The organism is Gracilibacillus halophilus YIM-C55.5, assembly GCF_000359605.1.
GTDB lineage: Bacteria > Bacillota > Bacilli > Bacillales > Amphibacillaceae > Gracilibacillus > Gracilibacillus halophilus.
On sequence record NZ_APML01000012.1, the window covers coordinates 36,925 to 56,286 of the forward strand.

15 protein-coding genes and 1 pseudogene are annotated in these 19,362 nt (G+C 37.9%); 1 reads left to right on the forward strand and 15 read right to left on the reverse strand.

Going from position 1 to position 19,362, the window contains the following annotated elements; genetic code table 11:
- Positions 1–3 precede the first annotated feature (3 nt).
- The 15 genes and pseudogenes from J416_RS02905 to J416_RS02965 all read right to left on the reverse strand — a co-directional run bounded on the left by J416_RS02905 (position 4) and on the right by J416_RS02965 (position 18,581).
- Complete coding sequence (locus tag J416_RS02905) at positions 4–2,526, reverse strand: glycosylhydrolase-like jelly roll fold domain-containing protein (RefSeq protein WP_003464443.1); 2,523 nt, start codon at positions 2,524–2,526, stop codon at positions 4–6.
- 14 nt (positions 2,527–2,540) lie between these two features.
- Complete coding sequence (locus tag J416_RS02910; RefSeq protein WP_003464444.1) at positions 2,541–4,859, reverse strand: helix-turn-helix transcriptional regulator; 2,319 nt, start codon at positions 4,857–4,859, stop codon at positions 2,541–2,543.
- 96 nt (positions 4,860–4,955) lie between these two features.
- Complete coding sequence (locus J416_RS02915) at positions 4,956–5,831, reverse strand: carbohydrate ABC transporter permease (RefSeq protein ID WP_003464445.1); 876 nt, start codon at positions 5,829–5,831, stop codon at positions 4,956–4,958.
- Positions 5,832–5,851: 20 nt separating this feature from the next.
- Complete coding sequence (locus J416_RS02920) at positions 5,852–6,745, reverse strand: ABC transporter permease (RefSeq protein ID WP_240407245.1); 894 nt, start codon at positions 6,743–6,745, stop codon at positions 5,852–5,854.
- Between the two features lie 196 nt (positions 6,746–6,941).
- On the reverse strand, positions 6,942–8,495 hold the full coding sequence (locus tag J416_RS02925) for an extracellular solute-binding protein (RefSeq protein WP_003464447.1): 1,554 nt from the start codon (positions 8,493–8,495) through the stop codon (positions 6,942–6,944).
- 246 nt (positions 8,496–8,741) lie between these two features.
- Positions 8,742–11,291 carry an exo-rhamnogalacturonan lyase family protein gene (locus tag J416_RS02930; protein ID WP_003464448.1) on the reverse strand — a complete coding sequence of 850 codons (2,550 nt, stop codon included), beginning with the start codon at positions 11,289–11,291 and terminating at the stop codon, positions 8,742–8,744.
- 143 nt (positions 11,292–11,434) lie between these two features.
- Positions 11,435–12,025 (reverse strand): EAL-associated domain-containing protein, encoded by a 591-nt coding sequence (locus J416_RS14980; protein ID WP_420805423.1) that lies wholly within the window; start codon positions 12,023–12,025, stop codon positions 11,435–11,437.
- Positions 12,008–12,675 (reverse strand): annotated as a pseudogene (locus tag J416_RS14985) (EAL domain-containing protein); the annotation flags it as partial. The pseudogene J416_RS14985 and the gene J416_RS14980, both read right to left, overlap by 18 nt.
- A gap of 110 nt (positions 12,676–12,785) precedes the next feature.
- Complete coding sequence (gene glnA, locus J416_RS02940) at positions 12,786–14,159, reverse strand: type I glutamate--ammonia ligase (RefSeq protein WP_003464460.1); 1,374 nt, start codon at positions 14,157–14,159, stop codon at positions 12,786–12,788.
- Positions 14,160–14,561: 402 nt separating this feature from the next.
- On the reverse strand, positions 14,562–15,107 hold the full coding sequence (gene cudC, locus J416_RS02945; RefSeq protein ID WP_003464461.1) for a choline uptake/conversion transcriptional regulator CudC: 546 nt from the start codon (positions 15,105–15,107) through the stop codon (positions 14,562–14,564).
- A gap of 228 nt (positions 15,108–15,335) precedes the next feature.
- Positions 15,336–15,611: an MFS transporter gene (locus tag J416_RS15640; RefSeq protein WP_420805422.1), complete on the reverse strand. Its 276-nt coding sequence runs from the start codon at positions 15,609–15,611 to the stop codon at positions 15,336–15,338.
- A gap of 41 nt (positions 15,612–15,652) precedes the next feature.
- On the reverse strand, positions 15,653–16,366 hold the full coding sequence (locus J416_RS14995; protein ID WP_052000922.1) for an MFS transporter: 714 nt from the start codon (positions 16,364–16,366) through the stop codon (positions 15,653–15,655).
- A gap of 9 nt (positions 16,367–16,375) precedes the next feature.
- Positions 16,376–16,789 carry a MarR family winged helix-turn-helix transcriptional regulator gene (locus J416_RS02955; protein WP_003464464.1) on the reverse strand — a complete coding sequence of 138 codons (414 nt, stop codon included), beginning with the start codon at positions 16,787–16,789 and terminating at the stop codon, positions 16,376–16,378.
- A gap of 143 nt (positions 16,790–16,932) precedes the next feature.
- Positions 16,933–18,396 carry a sodium:solute symporter family protein gene (locus J416_RS02960; protein WP_003464467.1) on the reverse strand — a complete coding sequence of 488 codons (1,464 nt, stop codon included), beginning with the start codon at positions 18,394–18,396 and terminating at the stop codon, positions 16,933–16,935.
- Positions 18,393–18,581 (reverse strand): hypothetical protein, encoded by a 189-nt coding sequence (locus tag J416_RS02965; protein ID WP_003464469.1) that lies wholly within the window; start codon positions 18,579–18,581, stop codon positions 18,393–18,395. Before J416_RS02965 ends, J416_RS02960 begins: the two co-directional genes overlap by 4 nt.
- A 249-nt stretch (positions 18,582–18,830) precedes the next feature.
- Here J416_RS02965 and J416_RS02970 point away from each other — a divergent pair, with 249 nt between their 5' ends.
- Entirely contained in the window at positions 18,831–19,040 is a 210-nt protein-coding gene (locus J416_RS02970; RefSeq protein WP_003464472.1) for a hypothetical protein, read from the forward strand.
- Positions 19,041–19,362: the final 322 nt, after the last annotated feature.

Here is a 19,362-nt window from a genome sequence, read left to right on the forward strand (position 1 = left end):
CAATCACCTACCCGTTCGAAAGACTAATTGCACTGGTCCGATTAGGCCTGAACATCGCTTTTTATGATCCATCTGATTCGTCATATGATTCGTAACCTTCACTTCTAAATGATTTTCTCCTTCTTGAAGTAAATGAACAGGGAGTTTGATTTTGTATGGGGCCCACATTTTCACATCCACGAAATGTTCATTGAGTGTCACTTCAGCTAATTGATGCACTTCTCCTAAATGCACCCAAATGTCTTCATTTTGGTTGATCTCGCCCCGCTGTAATTGAAAGGAAAATGGATAAACAAAGCTACCCGTGAAATGATCAAAACACTCACACCAGTCGAATAATTGTTCATACGGCCAAATATTTTGTTCTGTTGATTGTTGGGTGGGTGCTTGCCACGGGATGAGTTTGTTTCGTTCATGGACACGATGATGAAAAACACGTGACGCTGTTTCTTCCATAAATGGATTTACGTAAACAATCACGCTTTCTCTACGATGAAGACAGATATGAAGACTGCCTTCACGAGAATAGCGAGGTAATTTCCTTACACCATACCACGCATCCCATATTTCGACCTTACCTGTCTGTTGGAACCAAACGTAATCATCAATCATATCTTCTCCTTCGTTGACAAGTAAATGAAAATAGTGCCCATCTTTGTGTAGGGAAGTCACTCGTACGTCCGGTTGGTGATGGTGAAATTGAATAGACATCAATTGCTCCCGTTTCTCGCTGATTTTATCCAAAACCTCTTCACGGTTTGTTACTATTGTTGCATGGGGCAAAACTGACTGTTCTTCCCCACTCATTTGAACAATTTGACCGCCTTGACGACTCCATTGATCAAGAACAGTTTGAACGGATGTAGGTATATGTGCACGTATAGACTCGTCAATAATGAGCATGTGGTAACGTTGCTGTTGAATCACTAATTCATCTCGATCGATCATGACTTCGTTTTTTGAAAAATGGTTCATGTCTAAATAATTCCATTCGATTTGATGCTGATATAACATTTTTGCTACATCCGTGGGAAGATGATCAGGCTCTGCAATAATCGCTATCTGACTCAAATTTATACTATCTGTTAATAACCAGCTTAATCGTTTCATGTACAAACTAAACGAGTGATAATACGGCCACCACGTATTATGTAATCCAACATCAGGTGGACGTTCGTGACTTCTTTTCCCATCAATTGAATAATAGAATGCATGGGGTACAAACAAATTACACCCACGCACGGCCAACCAATCGATATACCATTTCATATCATCTGCCGACAAATCCCAATCGTTATCTCTTCCACATGCTCCAAGGAATTCATTCATATTTCTCCGTCTGCCATTGTGTCTTGCCGCATCTGCTGCACATTTTGCTGCTGTAGAATGAGCACCTGTCACGCCCTTTCCATCCTCTGGTGCCACCCATCGCCAAACAACATCCTGTCCCGGAATATGAAAATTCGATAACACACCAATATCTTCACTTTCTGCTGGATGACCAGTTAAACTTAATTGATTCTTTTCACACCATTGATAAATCGGTTGATAGTAACTCTGTTCTAAACGTTTATGTACGACGGTTTGATAATTTTTACGAATCATTTCTTCTTTATTTGAAAACGGATAAAACAAGCCGATTAAATCTTCCACATGGTGACCAACTGCATAAAATTCATATTCTAATCCATCTGTCCAAGGAATGAGTCCTGATTTTGCATTTCTTCCTAAAATATTTGGTTCATCGGTAAAAAATGCGAAAATGGTATCACCAAAATCCTCTCCTACAACTTCTTTATACCGTTCATACGTGAATTGAATGAAACAATCGACAGCTTCTGGGTTTAATAAATCAGCGGAGCGAGGTGCATCGGGCTCACCATCATCTTGATCATCATGAAGCCCACGAATGGTTCCACTGGAATACGTTTCTATGAACAAAAGGACCTTCCACTCATTCGGGTTTCGTCGTTGAAAGAAACCTTCTTGAATTCTTTCTGCAATCCATAGTTCTTGATTTTTCAACGTCATCGTTTCTGTATTTAACGGATACAAACAAGTGACATGCTGCGTTTCAATCGAACCATCATCATTTGGACGAACAAAAAATGCAGCGACTAAACGATCATCATCCTGAAGCCGAATCGGTTGTTTGATTTGATCAATATCGTATGTCTTCAATGTTAACCCGCGACTAGCAAAGCTTCGATTCGTCTCTACGACTTTTCCATTTGCCGATCCTGAAGGGTACATACCTTCATCATATAAAATCACATGCATCCCTAGCGCTTTCGCTTGTTTCACAGCAAACGATACAAATTCCATAAAACCATCCGATAAATATGGAAGATCGTCCGGTAATCCGATCCGAGGATGCAATACAAATCCCTCAATTCCTTTTTCCTTGAATGCAAGTAACTGTCGTTTGATTTCATCTTTCGTTAACCTGTCATTCCAAAACCAGAAAGGCATTGCTGAATAAATGGATTCGGGTTGTTGGAATGTTTCCCATAAATGTTTAGTCAAAACTGATCAACCCCCTAAGACGTTTGCGCATATTGCTTTCGAAATTGGCTAGGCGGGACACCAACATGCTTTTTGAAAATTCGGTTAAAATAACTATGGCGATATCCAACTTGTTCTGCTATATGACTAATCTTTACGTTAGATTCTATGAGAAGTCTTTTTGCTTGATCTAATCTCATATTTGTTAAGTAATCAATAAAGTTTATGCCTAAAATATTTTTAAATGCTTTACTTAACGAATAAGGTGTCGTATGAACAAAGTCGGCACAGCTTTCCAATGATATATCCTCCATGTAATATTTCTTCATATATTGAAGTGTCTGTTCAACAAGCCGCTTCATTTCCATATTCATATTATCTTCCATGAAAAGGACATACGGTTGTATAACTTCTCCGATCAGCCAACGAATCATCCATTCCCTTTCACGTATTTGTTGCAACTCGACAAACATATTTCGCCCTTCAAATAAATCTGCTAAGTCGAGTCCAGATTGAAGCATTTCGTGTTGAATAGCACTATAAAGTTGCATTACACTTGATTGCACGTTCACTTCATTCAACCCACGGTCCAACAAATGATTGAAAAACTGCCGAATGATTGCTTCTGCCTCATTCGTATGACCACGTCGAATACACTGAATCATTTCTTTTTCTAATTCAAAAGGATAAATCAGTTTTTCCATCTCCCTGTTGTTATTTAACTCATTTAAAAAGATCAACTGATTTTTATTACCAAATTCCCGGTAACGCTTCCCACGCTCCAATTCCTCAAATAATTGCGGAATTTGTTTCACACGATCAGCCACCGAACTCACGGTTACCGTTACTTGAAGATGTAACAATTGATTGATTGTTTTTGTCACCGCATCAGCTATCAAATGAATTTGATGATTAACATTAGCATCTTCATTCGGTACCAATAAAAACATACTAGCGGATAAATCATACGCATTGAGGACGGTATACTGATGTATATGATCTTTAGCGACATCTTCCATTACATTCGCCATGGCAAATGTAAGTAAACCTTCATCATCATCTACTGCTGTACCAGCTTCATATAAACCTGTTAATTGATAATCAATGAATAAAAAATGATGATCCGATGTTTCCCAACCATAACTATTCATTCGTTTTCGTAACTCGATTTCATCATAATCATAGAAATAGCCCCTTGCTAATTGCATCAGAAAATGTTGTTTTAATTGAGGGACTTGTGCCGACATTCGTTCTTCTAACTTTTCTCTTTCCGTCGACAATTCATAGAAAGAATCACGTATCTGTTGAAATTCATCATGGTATTTACTTGTACCGAACCAGTTACTTCCAGTTGGTAAACTCAATGTCAATCGCTTCACTGGTTGATACAAACGGTTTGACGCAAGAAATGTCATAATAAAAGCTAGGACAAGTACCGATAAACTAGATATGAGAATGACTTTTGATATCGTAACAATCGGTGAAGTAATCGCTGAAATGGGCGCAGCGGATACATAGGTCCATTCAGAACCAATCCGGTCAAATGATCCGAAAGAAACAGAATACGTCTGATGATTCCAATCGATCTGAAATGACTCTTTCTCACCATTTATCGTTTGCTTTCGCTCTTGCAACTCTGAAATAAATGACTGGTTATTAAAATCTGAACTTGACAACAATACATCATTTTCGTCATTTAATAAAATCGAAACCCCATCACTATATGGTGTTAAGGTTTCCAATTGTCTAGCGAGTGTAGTTTGATCAATCGTCACAATAATAGCGCCAAAAGGATCATTACTTACACCAGGGATTTGATGAGTTAATGTCATCTCATTTTGGTATTTTTTATTTTTCGAAAATACTTCTGCTTGTTCCCACGTCACATTTTTAGAGGCTTGAATGATGGATTGATAAGCACGCAAATGTTGTTGATCCTCTACATTCGTAACATATGGTGAAAACAATACGGGGTCATGACGGTTGACAAACAATTCAACGTTATGAATTAACGGATGACTCCCTTTTAATATCAACAATTTCTTCTTAATTTCTCTCGTTTCTTGAAATTGATCGATAAAATCAAGTTGCATAATCTTTGATTGAAATGATGGCTCAAACGCCCAATATGACAATGACTCTTCTAAATAATTAAATTGCTCATCAATATTTTTGACTCGTTCATCAATTTCTTCCGCATGAATCTCACGTAATTCTGACTCTGTGGATTGTAAACCAAACCAATAAATACCAATCCCAGAAATCACCCCAGGTATTGACGCAATCAATAAAATTAATAGAAAACTTTTTCTGTAAAAAGCGCTTTGCCATCTTGTTTTCAACCAATTGATCATGACGAACGATCCTCCCATCATCCCTCCAATTCTTATTCACACATTCTACCAAAAATGTAAGCGTTATCATATAGGGAATAAGTCGTGTTTTTCTTTTTACCCTTTGACAGATCCTAATAATATTCCTTTGGCAAAATGCTTCTGTAGAAACGGATAAAATAATAAAATGGGAACCGTTGCCACAACGACAACTGCCATTTTCAATGATTCTTCCGGTGGATCAGCTAACATCGTATCCATTTCACCAAAATCGACATTTGCGACCATCATTAACTGTTGTAACAATAACTGAATCGGCCATTTGGCACTATCACTGATATAGAGTAGTGCATTAAAGAAGTCATTCCAATAAAAAACGGCATAAAATAATGTAAATGTAGCGATGACTGGTTTAGATAACGGGAGGACAATTTTCCAAAAAACGCCCATGTCAGAACACCCATCAATCCGAGCTGATTCCTCCAATTCTTCCGGTAAATTTTGAAAGAAGCTTTTTACAATAATTAAATAGAATGGATTAATCGCTACTGGCAAAATAAGCGCCCATAATGAATCTAATAAGCCTAAACTTCGAACAACCATATAAGTCGGGATCATCCCACCATTAAAAATCATCGTAAATACAACTAAATTTAATAACACATTTCGCCCTAATAAGTTTCGTCGAGACAACGGATAAGCCATCGTTAATGTTAATGCCAGACTCACTAATGTCCCCAAAACGGTAACTAATACGGATACGCCCATACTACGAACGAACGTATTGGTAGAGAAAATATATTCGTACGCAGCTGTTGTTATGGTATCGGGTATAATGAAAAATGGTCGAGCTGCAATTTCTGCCTCTGTTGCAAAGGAAGCGGCAATCACGTAAACAAACGGAATAAATGTCACTAACCCCATTAATAGTAGAATAATATGGTTAAAGACATCAAAAACTCTTCCTAATGGTGTATTATGCATTTTGTGCATGATATATACGAACCTCCCTCTTAAAATAGTCCAGGTTGTTTCATTTTCTTCGCTAAATAGTCAGAACCATAAATTAAAATAATCCCAACAACGGCTTTAAACAAACCAACGGCAGTACTATAACTGAATGCACCTTGGGTAATCCCAACAAAATATACATACGTATCAAATACATCAGCCACTTCGCGATTTAGAGAGTTTGTCATCAAATAGATTTGTTGAAACCCTTGGTCTAAGAAATTACCAAGTCGTAAAATTAATAAAATCATGATCGTACCGCGTAAGGCAGGTAAGGTCACATGCCACATTCTTCGAAAGCGGCCAGCGCCATCCATGATCGCTGCTTCATATTGTTCCGTGCTAACCCCTGCTAATGCCGCTAAGAAGATAACCGTTCCCCAACCCGTTTCTTTCCATATTACCTGTCCAATAATCATTGGTCGGAACCAATCAGGACTTGAAAGAAAATTAATGGTTTCACCTGTAAAGTATTCAACGATCGCGTTGACTGCACCACCACTTGTCGTCAAAAAAACGTAAGTAATACTCGCAATAATTACCCAAGACATGAAATGTGGTACATATACCAAGGTTTGTATCGTTCGCTTAAAAAATTGCACCCTAATTTCATTAAGCAATAAAGCAACAATAATTGGTGCCGGAAAGAAAAAGATTAAATCATAGAAAGCTAAAATTAATGTATTGCGCAACAAACGAAAAAAGTCTGGGTTTTGAAAGAAATTGATAAAGTGATCAAAACCAACCCATTTACTTTCCCAAAACCCGAGAAACGGTGAATAATCCTGAAAGGCCATTAACACGCCCCACATCGGCAAGTACTTAAACAAAAGAAAATATATCAAACCTGGAAGCAACAACAAATATAAATAACGGTTTCTGAACAACAATTTCATTTTTGAGACTTGGTTGCTTCCTTCTTCTTCGTTAACGATCTTCTTTTTGGACTTCAGGCTTAAGAGTCCCAACGTCGTCATTCCCCCTTTTCCCCTTCATATGCATCAGCGGTGATCTAGCGTTAAAGTATATAGCAACGGAATGTACCCAACGAGTATGAGAATCCCGTTGCCTGATGAGTAATTCGGTCAATCTTTATTGATTTGCTTGTGCTTCTTGATATAATTGATTAATTTCTTCAATGTACTCCTTACCGCCTGAATTCATCCAAAGTTCTTCCGCTTCATCTAAACCACTTTCATCAATTTGTCCTACAATATATTGAACACGAGCGTCAAGAATAATATTGTCTAACTGTTCTCCTTGGCGACCATACACTTCTGATACCAATGGTTCTGCTGGGTTTTCGACAACAATTTCTTCATTATTTTTCATGACTTGCTCCTCTTTCTTCTCAATTTCTTGTAATGGTTCCGTTAAATGACGTTCTTCTGGGATAAAGGTTAGTAGCTGGTTTAAATCTTCGTGTTCATAAATTAAAGCTTGATCATCTGATGGTGTATACTCTCCATCAACGATTTCATAATGTCTTCCTTCCACACCATTAAAGGCTAGGTTTTGCCCTTCTTCTGTACTCATTTGATCCATGAATTCAAGCACTTTGTGTAATTCTTCTTCTGATTGAACAGCGGTTTTTGATATTGCAAACATCATACTATAACCAGTGGTTGGTAAATGTGTTAAACCTTCAGGGCCTTCTACAGCACCAAATAAATCAACACTACCTTCAAGAGAAGAATCTTCCTTCACCATATTATCTTGATTACGACTTGCAGCATCTGCTACATCAATCACTGTTCCTGCACGTCCATTGACAAATTCATCATGCCATTTCGCAGGGTCCATCACAGCAAAATCTTCATTGACAAGCCCTTCATCATACATTTTCTTAAAGAAATCGAGTGCTTCTCGATATTGTGGGTCTTGGAAATGCGGATATAATTTACCTTCATCATCTATGCCCCATTTATTTGGAACACCAAACCATGTCTGCATAATATCCCAAGGACCTTCATACTCAGATATGACCGTTCCAATCGTGTCGTCTTTTCCATTGCCGTCAGGATCATCATGTGTAAAGGCATACATTACATCATAAAACTCATCGATAGTTTGTGGCATTTCCATTCCTAGATTGTCTAACCAATCTTTACGAATGGTTACTGCTTTACGCCCCAGTGGACGCGAACGATACAATGAATAAATGCGACCTTTTATAGAAATGTTATTCTTCACAATTTCGTTCATTTGACTTAAGTTTTCATACTCATCTACATAGTCGGTTAAATCCCAAAATGCACCGTCTTCCACCGCGCTAATAAAACTCGGTGTTTTCCCGGTAAGAATAATCGATGGCAACTCACCAGATGCTAATGTAATATTAAATCGCTCATCATAATTGCTATTTGGGACAAATGTAATATCTAAATTCGTATTGGTAAATTCTTCGATAGCTTCCCAGGCTGGACTATCTTCTTCTGGAGGCTCGGGTGAAAAGGAAGTTGTCATGATGGAAATATCAAAAGGTTCTTCATCTGTCTGATTATTTTCTCCTTGACTCTCGTCGTTATTTGTTCCATCTGTATCTTCTTGATTGGAAGCTTCGTCATCTGAGTTACATCCAATCAAGATAACCATCAACAAACAGCTAAATAAAATCAACCATAACTTCTTCTTACGTTTCATCATCTTGTTTTCTCCCCTTTTTCACTTTTTTTACTTTCGTACACATCAAATTCTCGTTTCCCCTCCCAATCAAAGATTATCCGTTACAAGATTTATTTTGTAACGTGACACCCTTATAATAAAACGCTTTCATTTTTCCGACAATCATACTTTTTTGTCACACGATCAAATCGCTTTCTCACAACACTGATTCGTCGTATGAATGATGATTATCACTTCTTTGTTTATTTATCACTTTTTTGCCACTCGCTACTCGGCCGGCAATGCATAAGGAATCCATTTTAAGCACATCATCGCATTTAAACACCACTGTGAGGCTGCATTTGTTGATAAGTTTGGCATTTCTTCGTCTTGTTTCCATGATTTGATACGGTTCTTTTGGAGATTCAATCGGTATTCAACTAATAATAAGTCCCATACTTTTTCGGCTAATTTTTGATCTTGAAAATAATGTGCTGCATAGGCAGCGATACCTGTTGCAAACATTGGCCATTGAAAATGTTCTTTATATAATCGATTTTGTGTTTGGTCTCGCATGTCTTTATCAGAAAGCAAATAAAAATGTCCAAACGTTGCTAACATTTCACTCCATATTGAATCTTGTAACAGTTCATCTAATTCTAGCCAAACTTGTGGTCCACCAAAAGCAACAATCATATGATAGTCTCCTAGTGTTCCATCTCCCATATGAATGAGCTTCGTTCGCTTACGATCATAATAAAATACTGGACCTGATAATAACTGTAATGGTGCTTCTTTTATATCATGAATGGTGTTTCTAATTTTTTCTTCATAAAACTGATCTTGGCGACGTTCCCATTGATACAACCAATTCGATAAAAACGATGTCCAATCAGGTCCGGTTCGAATAGGGATGAGCGAACCTTTTTGATCATAAAAGTCTCGCATCGGTGGCAAATGATCGATTCGTTGGTCAACGTCTTTCACTTGATCCAATATTTCCGCAGTACGTTCATCTGATGTTAAATAAAAATAATACTTATGCAACGATGCCATACTAATTCTCACTTCTTTACAGCCACAGCCCCAATGCGTAACATTATGTCGCGAGCCAAACCCTTGATCAGGGCCACTATGATACTGATCGACTTCGCTCGTATGTCGCGTCATCGCTTCAGCAAATTGAAAAAGTGATTCACTCGGTTTTCTAAAGAACTGAAACCATAACCATAGATTAGGAACAAGTTCACTGTTTTGCCATGCAAATCCACCAAGATCATAATACCATTGGTGGCGAACGGAATCGTAGCTATGCATCACATCCCCATAATGCCAAAACCCGTACCAATTTCGTTGATCCATCTCAGATTTATAGAATTGAATCACCTCATCGATGGTTGCTTCCACTTCTTTCGCCACTGGATGGTCAGTATCAGGCGCTGAAATTGGTCCACATGCTTGTGTTGCAATATAATAGGATGGATCACAAATCAATAACGGCCTTTCTTGGTGAATGTCTAAATGAAAATCTAACAATGACGATGATGGAGGTGCTGTAAATAACGTGATTGCTCCTTCACTCGTATTCGAGATACCCACAGGACTACCGCGCCATTCGTGAAATCCTTCATAAGCACTCTCCACATGAGTTTGATCCGTATAGTGTTCAAGATTCATAGCAGGCTCATCTGGTGGCCAGAACCAAGTAATAACTGATGACTTATCTTTCGCTAAACCGCGCACTTCTAATTCGGATGGGTATTTGCGCCAAAAATTTTTATAGCTGACAAGAAGTCCTCCATTGTCACCACCAATGTACATTCCTCCCCTTGCTCGTTTGGCGCTCAAAGCTTCAATATACGTCTTCGTTCTAGCTGTACTTTTGGTAAAATGGTAATGCGAAGCACTTCGCTGACTTAACTTATAATCGTTCCATATGGCATTTTGTTCCCCTTGCTCAAATATTTGCTCCGTTTCCTTTGTGGGATACACCAATTGCCCAGCGATTTGTTGTTGATAGACTTGATGATTTTTATATTTACGTGATGTTAGCAATTGGCTTGCTTCTTGATACCAACCATTTTCTGTTGCCACACGAATCGATCGGTTATAAGGTTTTCCTTCTACATGGGCTTTCCACTCAACTCCGATCCCTTTAATCTTTTCATCGATATCATTGATTCGAGATGAACCATCGATTGTAAATGTATGCACATAACGAATCGTCGGCTGTGCTTGTTCCACATATAAACGCAACGAAAATGGAAGTCTCATCTCATCACCGAAAAGATGGGTGCCTTCTAGCTTTATCACAGTACGATATAAACCTACCTGCTCAAAGATCACATCTATAATTTTCGTTTCCCAATCATGTTGACGGAACCAAACTTCTTTGTGCTCGGTAAAACATTCTTCGGTAAGCAAACGTAATTTTCCTGCTTCTATCATTCTTTTTTCATCAATCGTAACATTTTGTATAAAAAATTGGCTTTGCTTTGAAATATCAAAAGCAAGACGACCTGCCTGCACTTGCCATTTATCTCCTTGCTCATTGATTGAAATGTCTGATTCTGTTAAATGCTCCACGTCTGCTTTGCTCAGTTCTAATGTCTGCACAGTGGACGGGACCACTGCTGTATGAGCAGACCATTTCACCGATCCATCTGGCCAAAATGCATTCCACCAAGTTTCCATACGGTAGTTCATTTCAGTTTCATCCATTAGCTGCATAACATCTGTCGGTTGAAGTTCTCCTTTTTTCCACGGAACGCCCCAAGTGACCGTCACTCCCCGATTGTTTCCCTCTCTCTTCGGAAAGAATAATGGCTTTAGTTTCATTTCCCAACTCCTTTCCATCCTGTTCAGTCATTTGTACTATACGCCGTTCTTTCTTTACAGACAATAAGACTTTTTTGCAATGATAGAAAAAAGCATATTTGTTACATAAAAAAATCCCTGCTTCAGCAAGCAGAGATGATAATTCACCATAATAAATATTCATGTTGGTCTAAAAACATCGACGACATGTCTAAAAATAAAAATAAGTCTTTTTCTAGCGGGTAAGAGAACGTCCGAATCATTTCCCCTGTTTCAATATCGCTATACAAATCAGATAAAATACCAGTTTGGTCTTGTTTCATCCGAATGACATTTTCGATAAAATACGGACGCCAACTCCAGTTTTTCATTTGCGCTGAAAAATCATACGTCCAAAGATCATTTGCTTTTATCACATTCGCTGTTTGTTGATAACCTTCTACGTCAGTAATATACATTCGAAAACAAACATCTTCCATCTGTTCAGCGATGAAGAGAATGCGCTCATTTAAGTCAGATTCCCATTTATTTTCGTGACTTAAGCGCGCAATTTGATCATTCAGCTTTTGAGCCAACTGGTATTTTTTCGTCAGTTTTGATTGTTCTACATCAATAAACTGACGGATATCACTTTTTACACGATCTTTCCATATATCCTGTTCGATGAAATGAGGAAGTGGTTTTGATATAAAATGGCCTTGATAGTAACGGCCATGTTTCCGCCACGCATAATGAAATTGATAGTTCGTCTCGATTCCTTCAAAAAGCAATTCAGCCCCTAATTTTCGTGCAAGTAGAGATAACGAATAGATTACACTATGAAAAGCAACGGGTGTGGATTGTTGTTGTAATGCTTTTAAATCAATTTTCAATACATCTGGATCTAATAGACTGATTCTGTCTAAATTACTTGCTCCTTTCCTAGATCATCAATCGCTATTTGTACGCCTAACGTTTGCAAATATTTTAACGCATTGGTTAATTGACTCATATCACCGTCAAAGTCTTGCTCTGTCACTTCCAGAACAATCTTCGATAAGTCCATCCCATTGTCTTGATATTCTAGAAACTGTTCAACCAAGTCATACTTACCGTTCATTGTTACGTAATTGGCTTGAATATTCATGTATAAATACGCATCAGGATTCACTTGTTTAAATACATCAACTGCAATTGATTGAATATGTTGATCGACTTCCATCTTAAATTCTTCTGGAACATGCGGATCATGAAAAAACGACCCTAAACTAGTAATTTGACCATTTTGTTCAATACGACCAAGTACTTCATAACCAGTGACTTGATGGCTATCCGCACTTAAAATAGCCTGAAAATAGGGTTTTACTCTGTCCAAATGCAACATGACATCTAATGGATCCACGTCGTACCCCTTCCTTCTGTTCATCAACTCTTTTTCAATATCATAACATTCATGCAATCATCATATCGAATGAAAAAAGCCTGAATCACTAAAGAATCCAGGCTTTTCTCAATCTTTTTGAATGGTTGGGTTGATTAAAACTTCGATTGATAACGTTCTAATTCCCATTCGGTGACAGCTGTTCGATAGCTATCCCATTCAGCTTTTTTCAATGATAGATATTCATTAAATGCGTAATCGCCCAATACTTTACGGCCAATTTTTCCAGATTCTAATGCTTGGATCGATTCACCTAATGTCGTTGGCAAATTATCAATACCAATCTCTTTACGTTGTTCATCTTCCATACTAAAGATATCTAACTCCGTTTCTTCTGGTGCTTCTAGCTTGTTTTCTACACCATCTAAGCCAGCTGCTGCAATAGCGGCAAACGCATAGTACGGATTAGCTGAAGGATCAGGACAACGAATTTCTACACGTGTTGCAGGGCCACGATTGGCTGGAATACGCACAAGTGCAGAACGGTTTGAAGACGACCAAGCAATATAACAAGGTGCTTCATATCCTGGAACGAGTCGCTTATAAGAGTTAACAAGCGGATTCGTGAATGCCGTAAATGATGGTACGTGTGTTAATAGTCCTGCAATAAACTGATATGCTTCTTGTGATAATTGACGCTCATCAGTCGGATCGAAGAATGCATTTTCACCTGCTTTTTCATCAAACAAGGACATATTCACGTGCATTCCGTTCCCGTTCTCACCAAATATTGGTTTAGGCATAAATGTAGCATGTAAACCGAATTTTTGTGCGATGGTTTTTACAACCCATTTAAATGTTGTTGCATCGTCAGCTGTCGTTAATGCATCTGCGAATTTAAAATCGATCTCATGCTGACTTTGCGCCACTTCATGGTGACTTGCTTCCACAGTAAAGCCCATCTTCTTCAAGGTTAAATATACTTCTAAGCGCACTCTTTCACCTAAATCAAAAGGTGCTGGCTCAAAATACCCGCCAAGGTCATGCAATTCTTTTGTAGGCTGTCCTTTATCATCTGTTTGGAATAAGAAGAATTCTAATTCAGGTCCAACATTGATGGAATATCCTTTTTCTTTTGCTTCATCCACCGTCTTTTTCAAAATACTTCTTGGATCACCTTCGAAATACGTACCATCCGGATTCGTAATACTGCATAAAAATCGCGCTTCTGAATATCCTTCTGTTTCCGTCCATGGTAGCACTACAAAGGATTCTAAATCTGGTAATAAGTATAAATCTGAATTATTAATAGGTGTAAACCCTGTAATGGAAGAACCATCAAACATCGTATTTCCTTCTACTACATCATCGATTTGATCCGATGTAACCGTAATTTGTTTTAAGGCACCTTCAATATCAACAAATTGCAAATGCAGAAGTTCTACATGCTTGGTTTCAATCTCCTTTTCAATTCGTTTTAATAATTCCTCTCTCGTTACCTGTTTATCAGGTGCAATTGTGTTAGCCATAATAATCAATTCCCCTTCATGTAAATATTTTTAACATCCTTTGTTATTAAACATCGTACTATTAATGTGTTCATATCGTCATCGTCTTTGTCAGAAAATCTAACAAACTTTTTATGAAAAATTTAAGCAAAGTCTAGACATAAAGGGGATAACAAAAACTTGATGAAATATATGTGAAGATTCTCGGAAAATGAGCCATACTTTATTTTTCAAGGCTAACAGTGGCTTGCGATTTCTCCGTTTGACTCGTACATGCTTTTTCGAGGCTAACAGCTACTAGTGATATCTCCGTTTGACTCGTATCTATCCACAATAATTGAATATGACAATCTCCTAGACAACCAAAAAGAGCATTAAACGCTTTGGCTATTTAATGCTCCAATTTCATAACTATTCAAATGTTTAAACATTATCTTTGGGTAGCAATTCAAAAATTTCACCAGACTCGAGGGAAGCTACAAGTTTTTGAAGCCAATGACAATATTTCTTATAATCCTCTAACTGTTCAAAATCTAGCTTCGCTCTTTCAATGACATCTTCATCAAGGTTGTCATCTTCCATCACTTGTTGTAGCTCTTTTTGCGCTTCTTTAATAGCAGACAAATTCAACTCCGCTTCTCGCTTCCATTTACTGCCGAAGAAGCGACTAAAGTAATTGAAAAAATCCTTTTCTGCTACAAAATGATCCTTTCTCGAGCCTTTTTGCCACGTTTTTCGGACAATATGAATATCTTGCAAATTACGTACCGCTGTGCTCATACTCGGTTTTGTCATACCCAGCTCATCTTTCATTTCATCTAGGGTCATTGAGCTATGATTAAAATACATCGTTGCATAAAGACGGCCTATGGACGGCGGGACTCCGTATAGATCCATCGTTTCAGCAATTGCGCTGATAACTTCGCTTTCTGCATCATATATTTTTGATTCAGCAGATTGATTATCCATAAAGCTCCCCCATTCTTCATATATACCTTTCATTTCGGGCATTTTATTTTCTAACAACTATTGTAAGCGATAAATCATTGACATACAATTAAAAGCCTTATTTGTTTTGCTTCATTCGTTGATAAACCATATGAAAAACAATGGAAATGAACACAACAAATAGCGCTAAATAGGTAAATAATGCCGTAAATCCAGTGAAAGTGACTACAGTTCCTAATATATAAGATCCTATGGCAATGCTACATCATATAACGTAAAAAAGGTAGCTGTCGCATGACTATTTCTTCCCATAGCTACCCGTTCCACTGATAATGACAATAGAAATGGAAGCAATGAACCATAACCGATGCCAATAATACTTGCTGCTAGTAAAAATAACCAAGGTGTTGTGGAAACACTTAGTAATGCGAGGCCGATCGCAAAAATCATTAGGCATGGTAGCATCACGATTTTTGCACCACGCAAATCAAATAATCGCCCTAAATACGGGCGCGTCACTAGCATCGTAATAGCAAACACTAGAAAGAAATAACTGGATACGGATTCTAAGCTTGATGCTTCGCAAATACAGAAATAAAAGAAATAATACCAGAATACGCAAAAGCCACCAATAGACCAATGAAAGAAAATGGTAGGGCTCGAAACTCAAATAATTCCTGTAATGACATAGCAAACGCTGGCTTCGTATTCTTTTCTTGCTCAGGTTCCTTTAATAACAAAGCAAATACGATGCTTACAAAGGCAAAACACGATAACACTTGAAATAACGCCGTAAAGGTGAAATATTGTGTCACAGTTAAACCAATAAATGGCCCGATCACAACAGCTACATTCATAAACATCGTAAAATACCCTAACCCTTCACCTTGACGCTTGGCAGGTACGATATCTGCCGCAATGGCTGAAGTGGCTGTTGTTACAATCGCAAATGAAATGCCGTGAACAAATCGTAACACCATCAATGCGTCAAATTGATCCATCCAAAAATAACCTATATTCGTTATCGCAAAAGCAATGGCACTTCCAATAAGCATCCGCTTTTTGCCAAATCGCTCAAGCAATTGCCCGGAAAATGGACGCATGATAATTGCAGCAATCAGCATCGCCGTAACTACTAACCCACCTTGCGCTTCTGTTCCCCCGATCTGATAAATCACATACAACGGTAATGTCGTCAATAATGAATAAAAGGTCGTAAATATAAATAAATTAACGAGTGATACACTGATAAAATTTTTCGTCCAAATCGGTTGATTCATATTTAATAGCTATTCTCCCTCTATGTAGAGTTTTTCTAAAATGTTGCGCAATTGATCCAATTCCTGATTCGATAAGGCACTAATAAACTGATTTTCTTTGCTACGAATCGCTTCTTTTATTTCTGGGTATTTATGAATCGCTTGATTCGTTAACTCAATCACCTTTTCGCGCTTATCTGTACCGTCTCTACGAATCACCCATCCGGCTTTCTCCATCCGCGTCAGTGTTCTCGTAACCGTCGGCGCTTCTACCTGAAGATACCTCCATATATCCGTTTGTATCATCGGTCCTTTGTGATAAAGCGTATATAGAATGGTCCATTGCGAAGCGTATAAACCAAATGTCTCTAATGTTTCATTTAACGCTTTAGACAATAGTCGTGCTTTTTGATTGTATAAATGAAAAAGGTTGCTCACATCCATTTTAATCGATCCTTTCTCGATTATTTACCTAGGTAAATATCAACTCGCACTTGAACAATTTTACTGAACATTCAGTGAAAAGTAAAGCTTCGCAACTGAATCAACGGTTAGAAAAAACAAAAGAAAAGCCGCAATCGAGTAGATTACGACTTCATACGTTCCTGAATATATGATAAAAATTCATCCGCTTTTTTCTCAGGTGCCTTCGTAAGTAAGCTTACGCCAATAAACAAAATCGTTGATACGACAATCCCCCATATCCCAGAAGCTAATCCAAATGGTTGATACGAAAAAGCTTCTAAGCCAATCACTAGCAAACTCGTCATTGATACACTCGTGATCACACCCGTAGCGGTTCCTCGTTTCCAAAAGAACGTACCGATAATCGCGGGCACAACTACAATCAAACCAGCAGATGATGCGACTGATAATACAGCAATTAAATCGAGTTCTAATTGCGCAAATAAAAATGCGGCCACTGCAATGATAGGAATAAATAATTTTCCGATCAATAATTGCTTGCGATCTGAAGTATCCTTTTTCACATTTTTATAAACATCGCGAGAAAATAATGATGATACAGTTAGCATAATCGAATCAATGGTTGAGATCGCAGCTGCCATAATACCGACCATCACGACAATCCCTAATACAGATGGGATATATTCTGATGCTAGTAATGTCGCTGTTGCCAAATCAGCATTTTCTAAATCCGGAAACAACATGGAAGCAGAAAAGCCCCAGACAACTGAAACAATCGTATAGACAAAGCCAAATGCTAAAAATCCAAGTAACATTTGACGTAAACTTTTCATTGATTTGGGCATATATAGACGTTGACTAACCTGTGGATTCGAAATGCTGAAGAAGAACCACGGAATCGTTAATCCTAAAAATGTCCAAAAATCAAAATAACCGTTCCCAGGTACCGCTAAGGCTTGGGGGTCGGTGGACTCAATTTGCTTAAAAAATCCGGAAATGCCACCCAATTGATTGACAATCAACACGACAACGATTGTTGAAGCAATGATCATAATCAATGATTGTAGTGAATCCGTCCAAGCAACTGAGCGAATGCCAGCAATATATGAAAATACGAGGGCAAGAATCGTCGCAATCATCACCCCTGTCGTAAAAGGAATGGCTTCATTGGTCACACCTTGTAATAAATAACCGATTCCCGACAATTGTGCGGCGCTATACGGAATTAAAAAGATACAACTAGATATCGCTGTGACGACAGCCACCCATTTATTTTGATAGCGATCTCCTAGCATTTCAGATGGTGTTACATAGCCATATTTTTTCCCTACTAACCAAAAACGAGGCCCGAATATCGCTACAAGGGATACCCCCATAAAATAAATCATTTCAAAACCTAACGCACCTACACCGCCACTATAAGTCAATCCTGCTAAACCAACGAGCATAAACGCACTGTATGTCGTCGCACTATAGCTGAGTGCTGATACAAAACCACTCAATTTCCGATCCCCAAGAAAGTAACTCGCCATTGTTTTCTGATTACCTTGTTTTGATAAAAACGCAATGATAACCGCCGTAATGACATAAACAATAATGATTCCCCATACAAGCATCGTGCTCATTCCTCATCACCCCAATCTTTTGTTAAAAAAAAGTTTGCGATGATTGCAATCAAACCGAACACACACCAAAGGAAATAGCTCCCATACCACTTCGTCACATCAGATAAGAGCGTATACGGAATGATGTAGGCAGAAAGCACGATGATCAAAAGAAATAGTCCCCATTTTTTCTCTTTGTTGTTCATTGGTTTCACCTCACGAATTTGATTACGGGCTCTATTATACATCATTTATTACATATGTAAAGACACGTGTTCAAACAAAATCAATATCTTATGTGGAACAATTAGCATGCATTAATTAAAAGAAAAACATTTTTAGAGTATGGAAATGTATGGTATGATACAGTGAATGGAGAGATAGCTACTTTATTCATGGTCATTTTTCTGTCAGCAGAAATCTATTGAGCGATATGTACAGGAGGAATATAACGAATGAAAAACCTAAAAAGAAATAAAAATAAAGAAATTTCTATTATATGTTTTATTTTATCAGCTGTCATACTAAGCCTTAATTTCATTGCGCTCCTAATGAATATAAATGTAGGTAATATAAAAATCGGACTAGCCATACTCGCGGGTGTCATACTTCTCATAAATGGATTTATGTATAGGAAAGTTGGAGAGGAGGTGGTGCATAGTTAATGAATCCTATCGTTATATATGTTTTTTCCTAATATTTGCATTTGCTCTAACGTTATTTAGTTCAATGATACAATATAAGATACACCGACGTTATATCAGGAATGAGTCAAGCGATTATCACCTTTACGGCTGGAATCATATATTGGCCCCATACAAATATGAGTTTTATCAGCCAATTATCTAGTGTACTAGTGTATGGTGTTGCTCTGTTACTCAACTTTCGCAGACTAAAACAGGCAGGTATGCCTTGGTATAGTTAGGAAAGCTCGCAATCCATTGTTGTAGTTGACTTTTGATTGGTGAATAAAAATCCGATTAATGT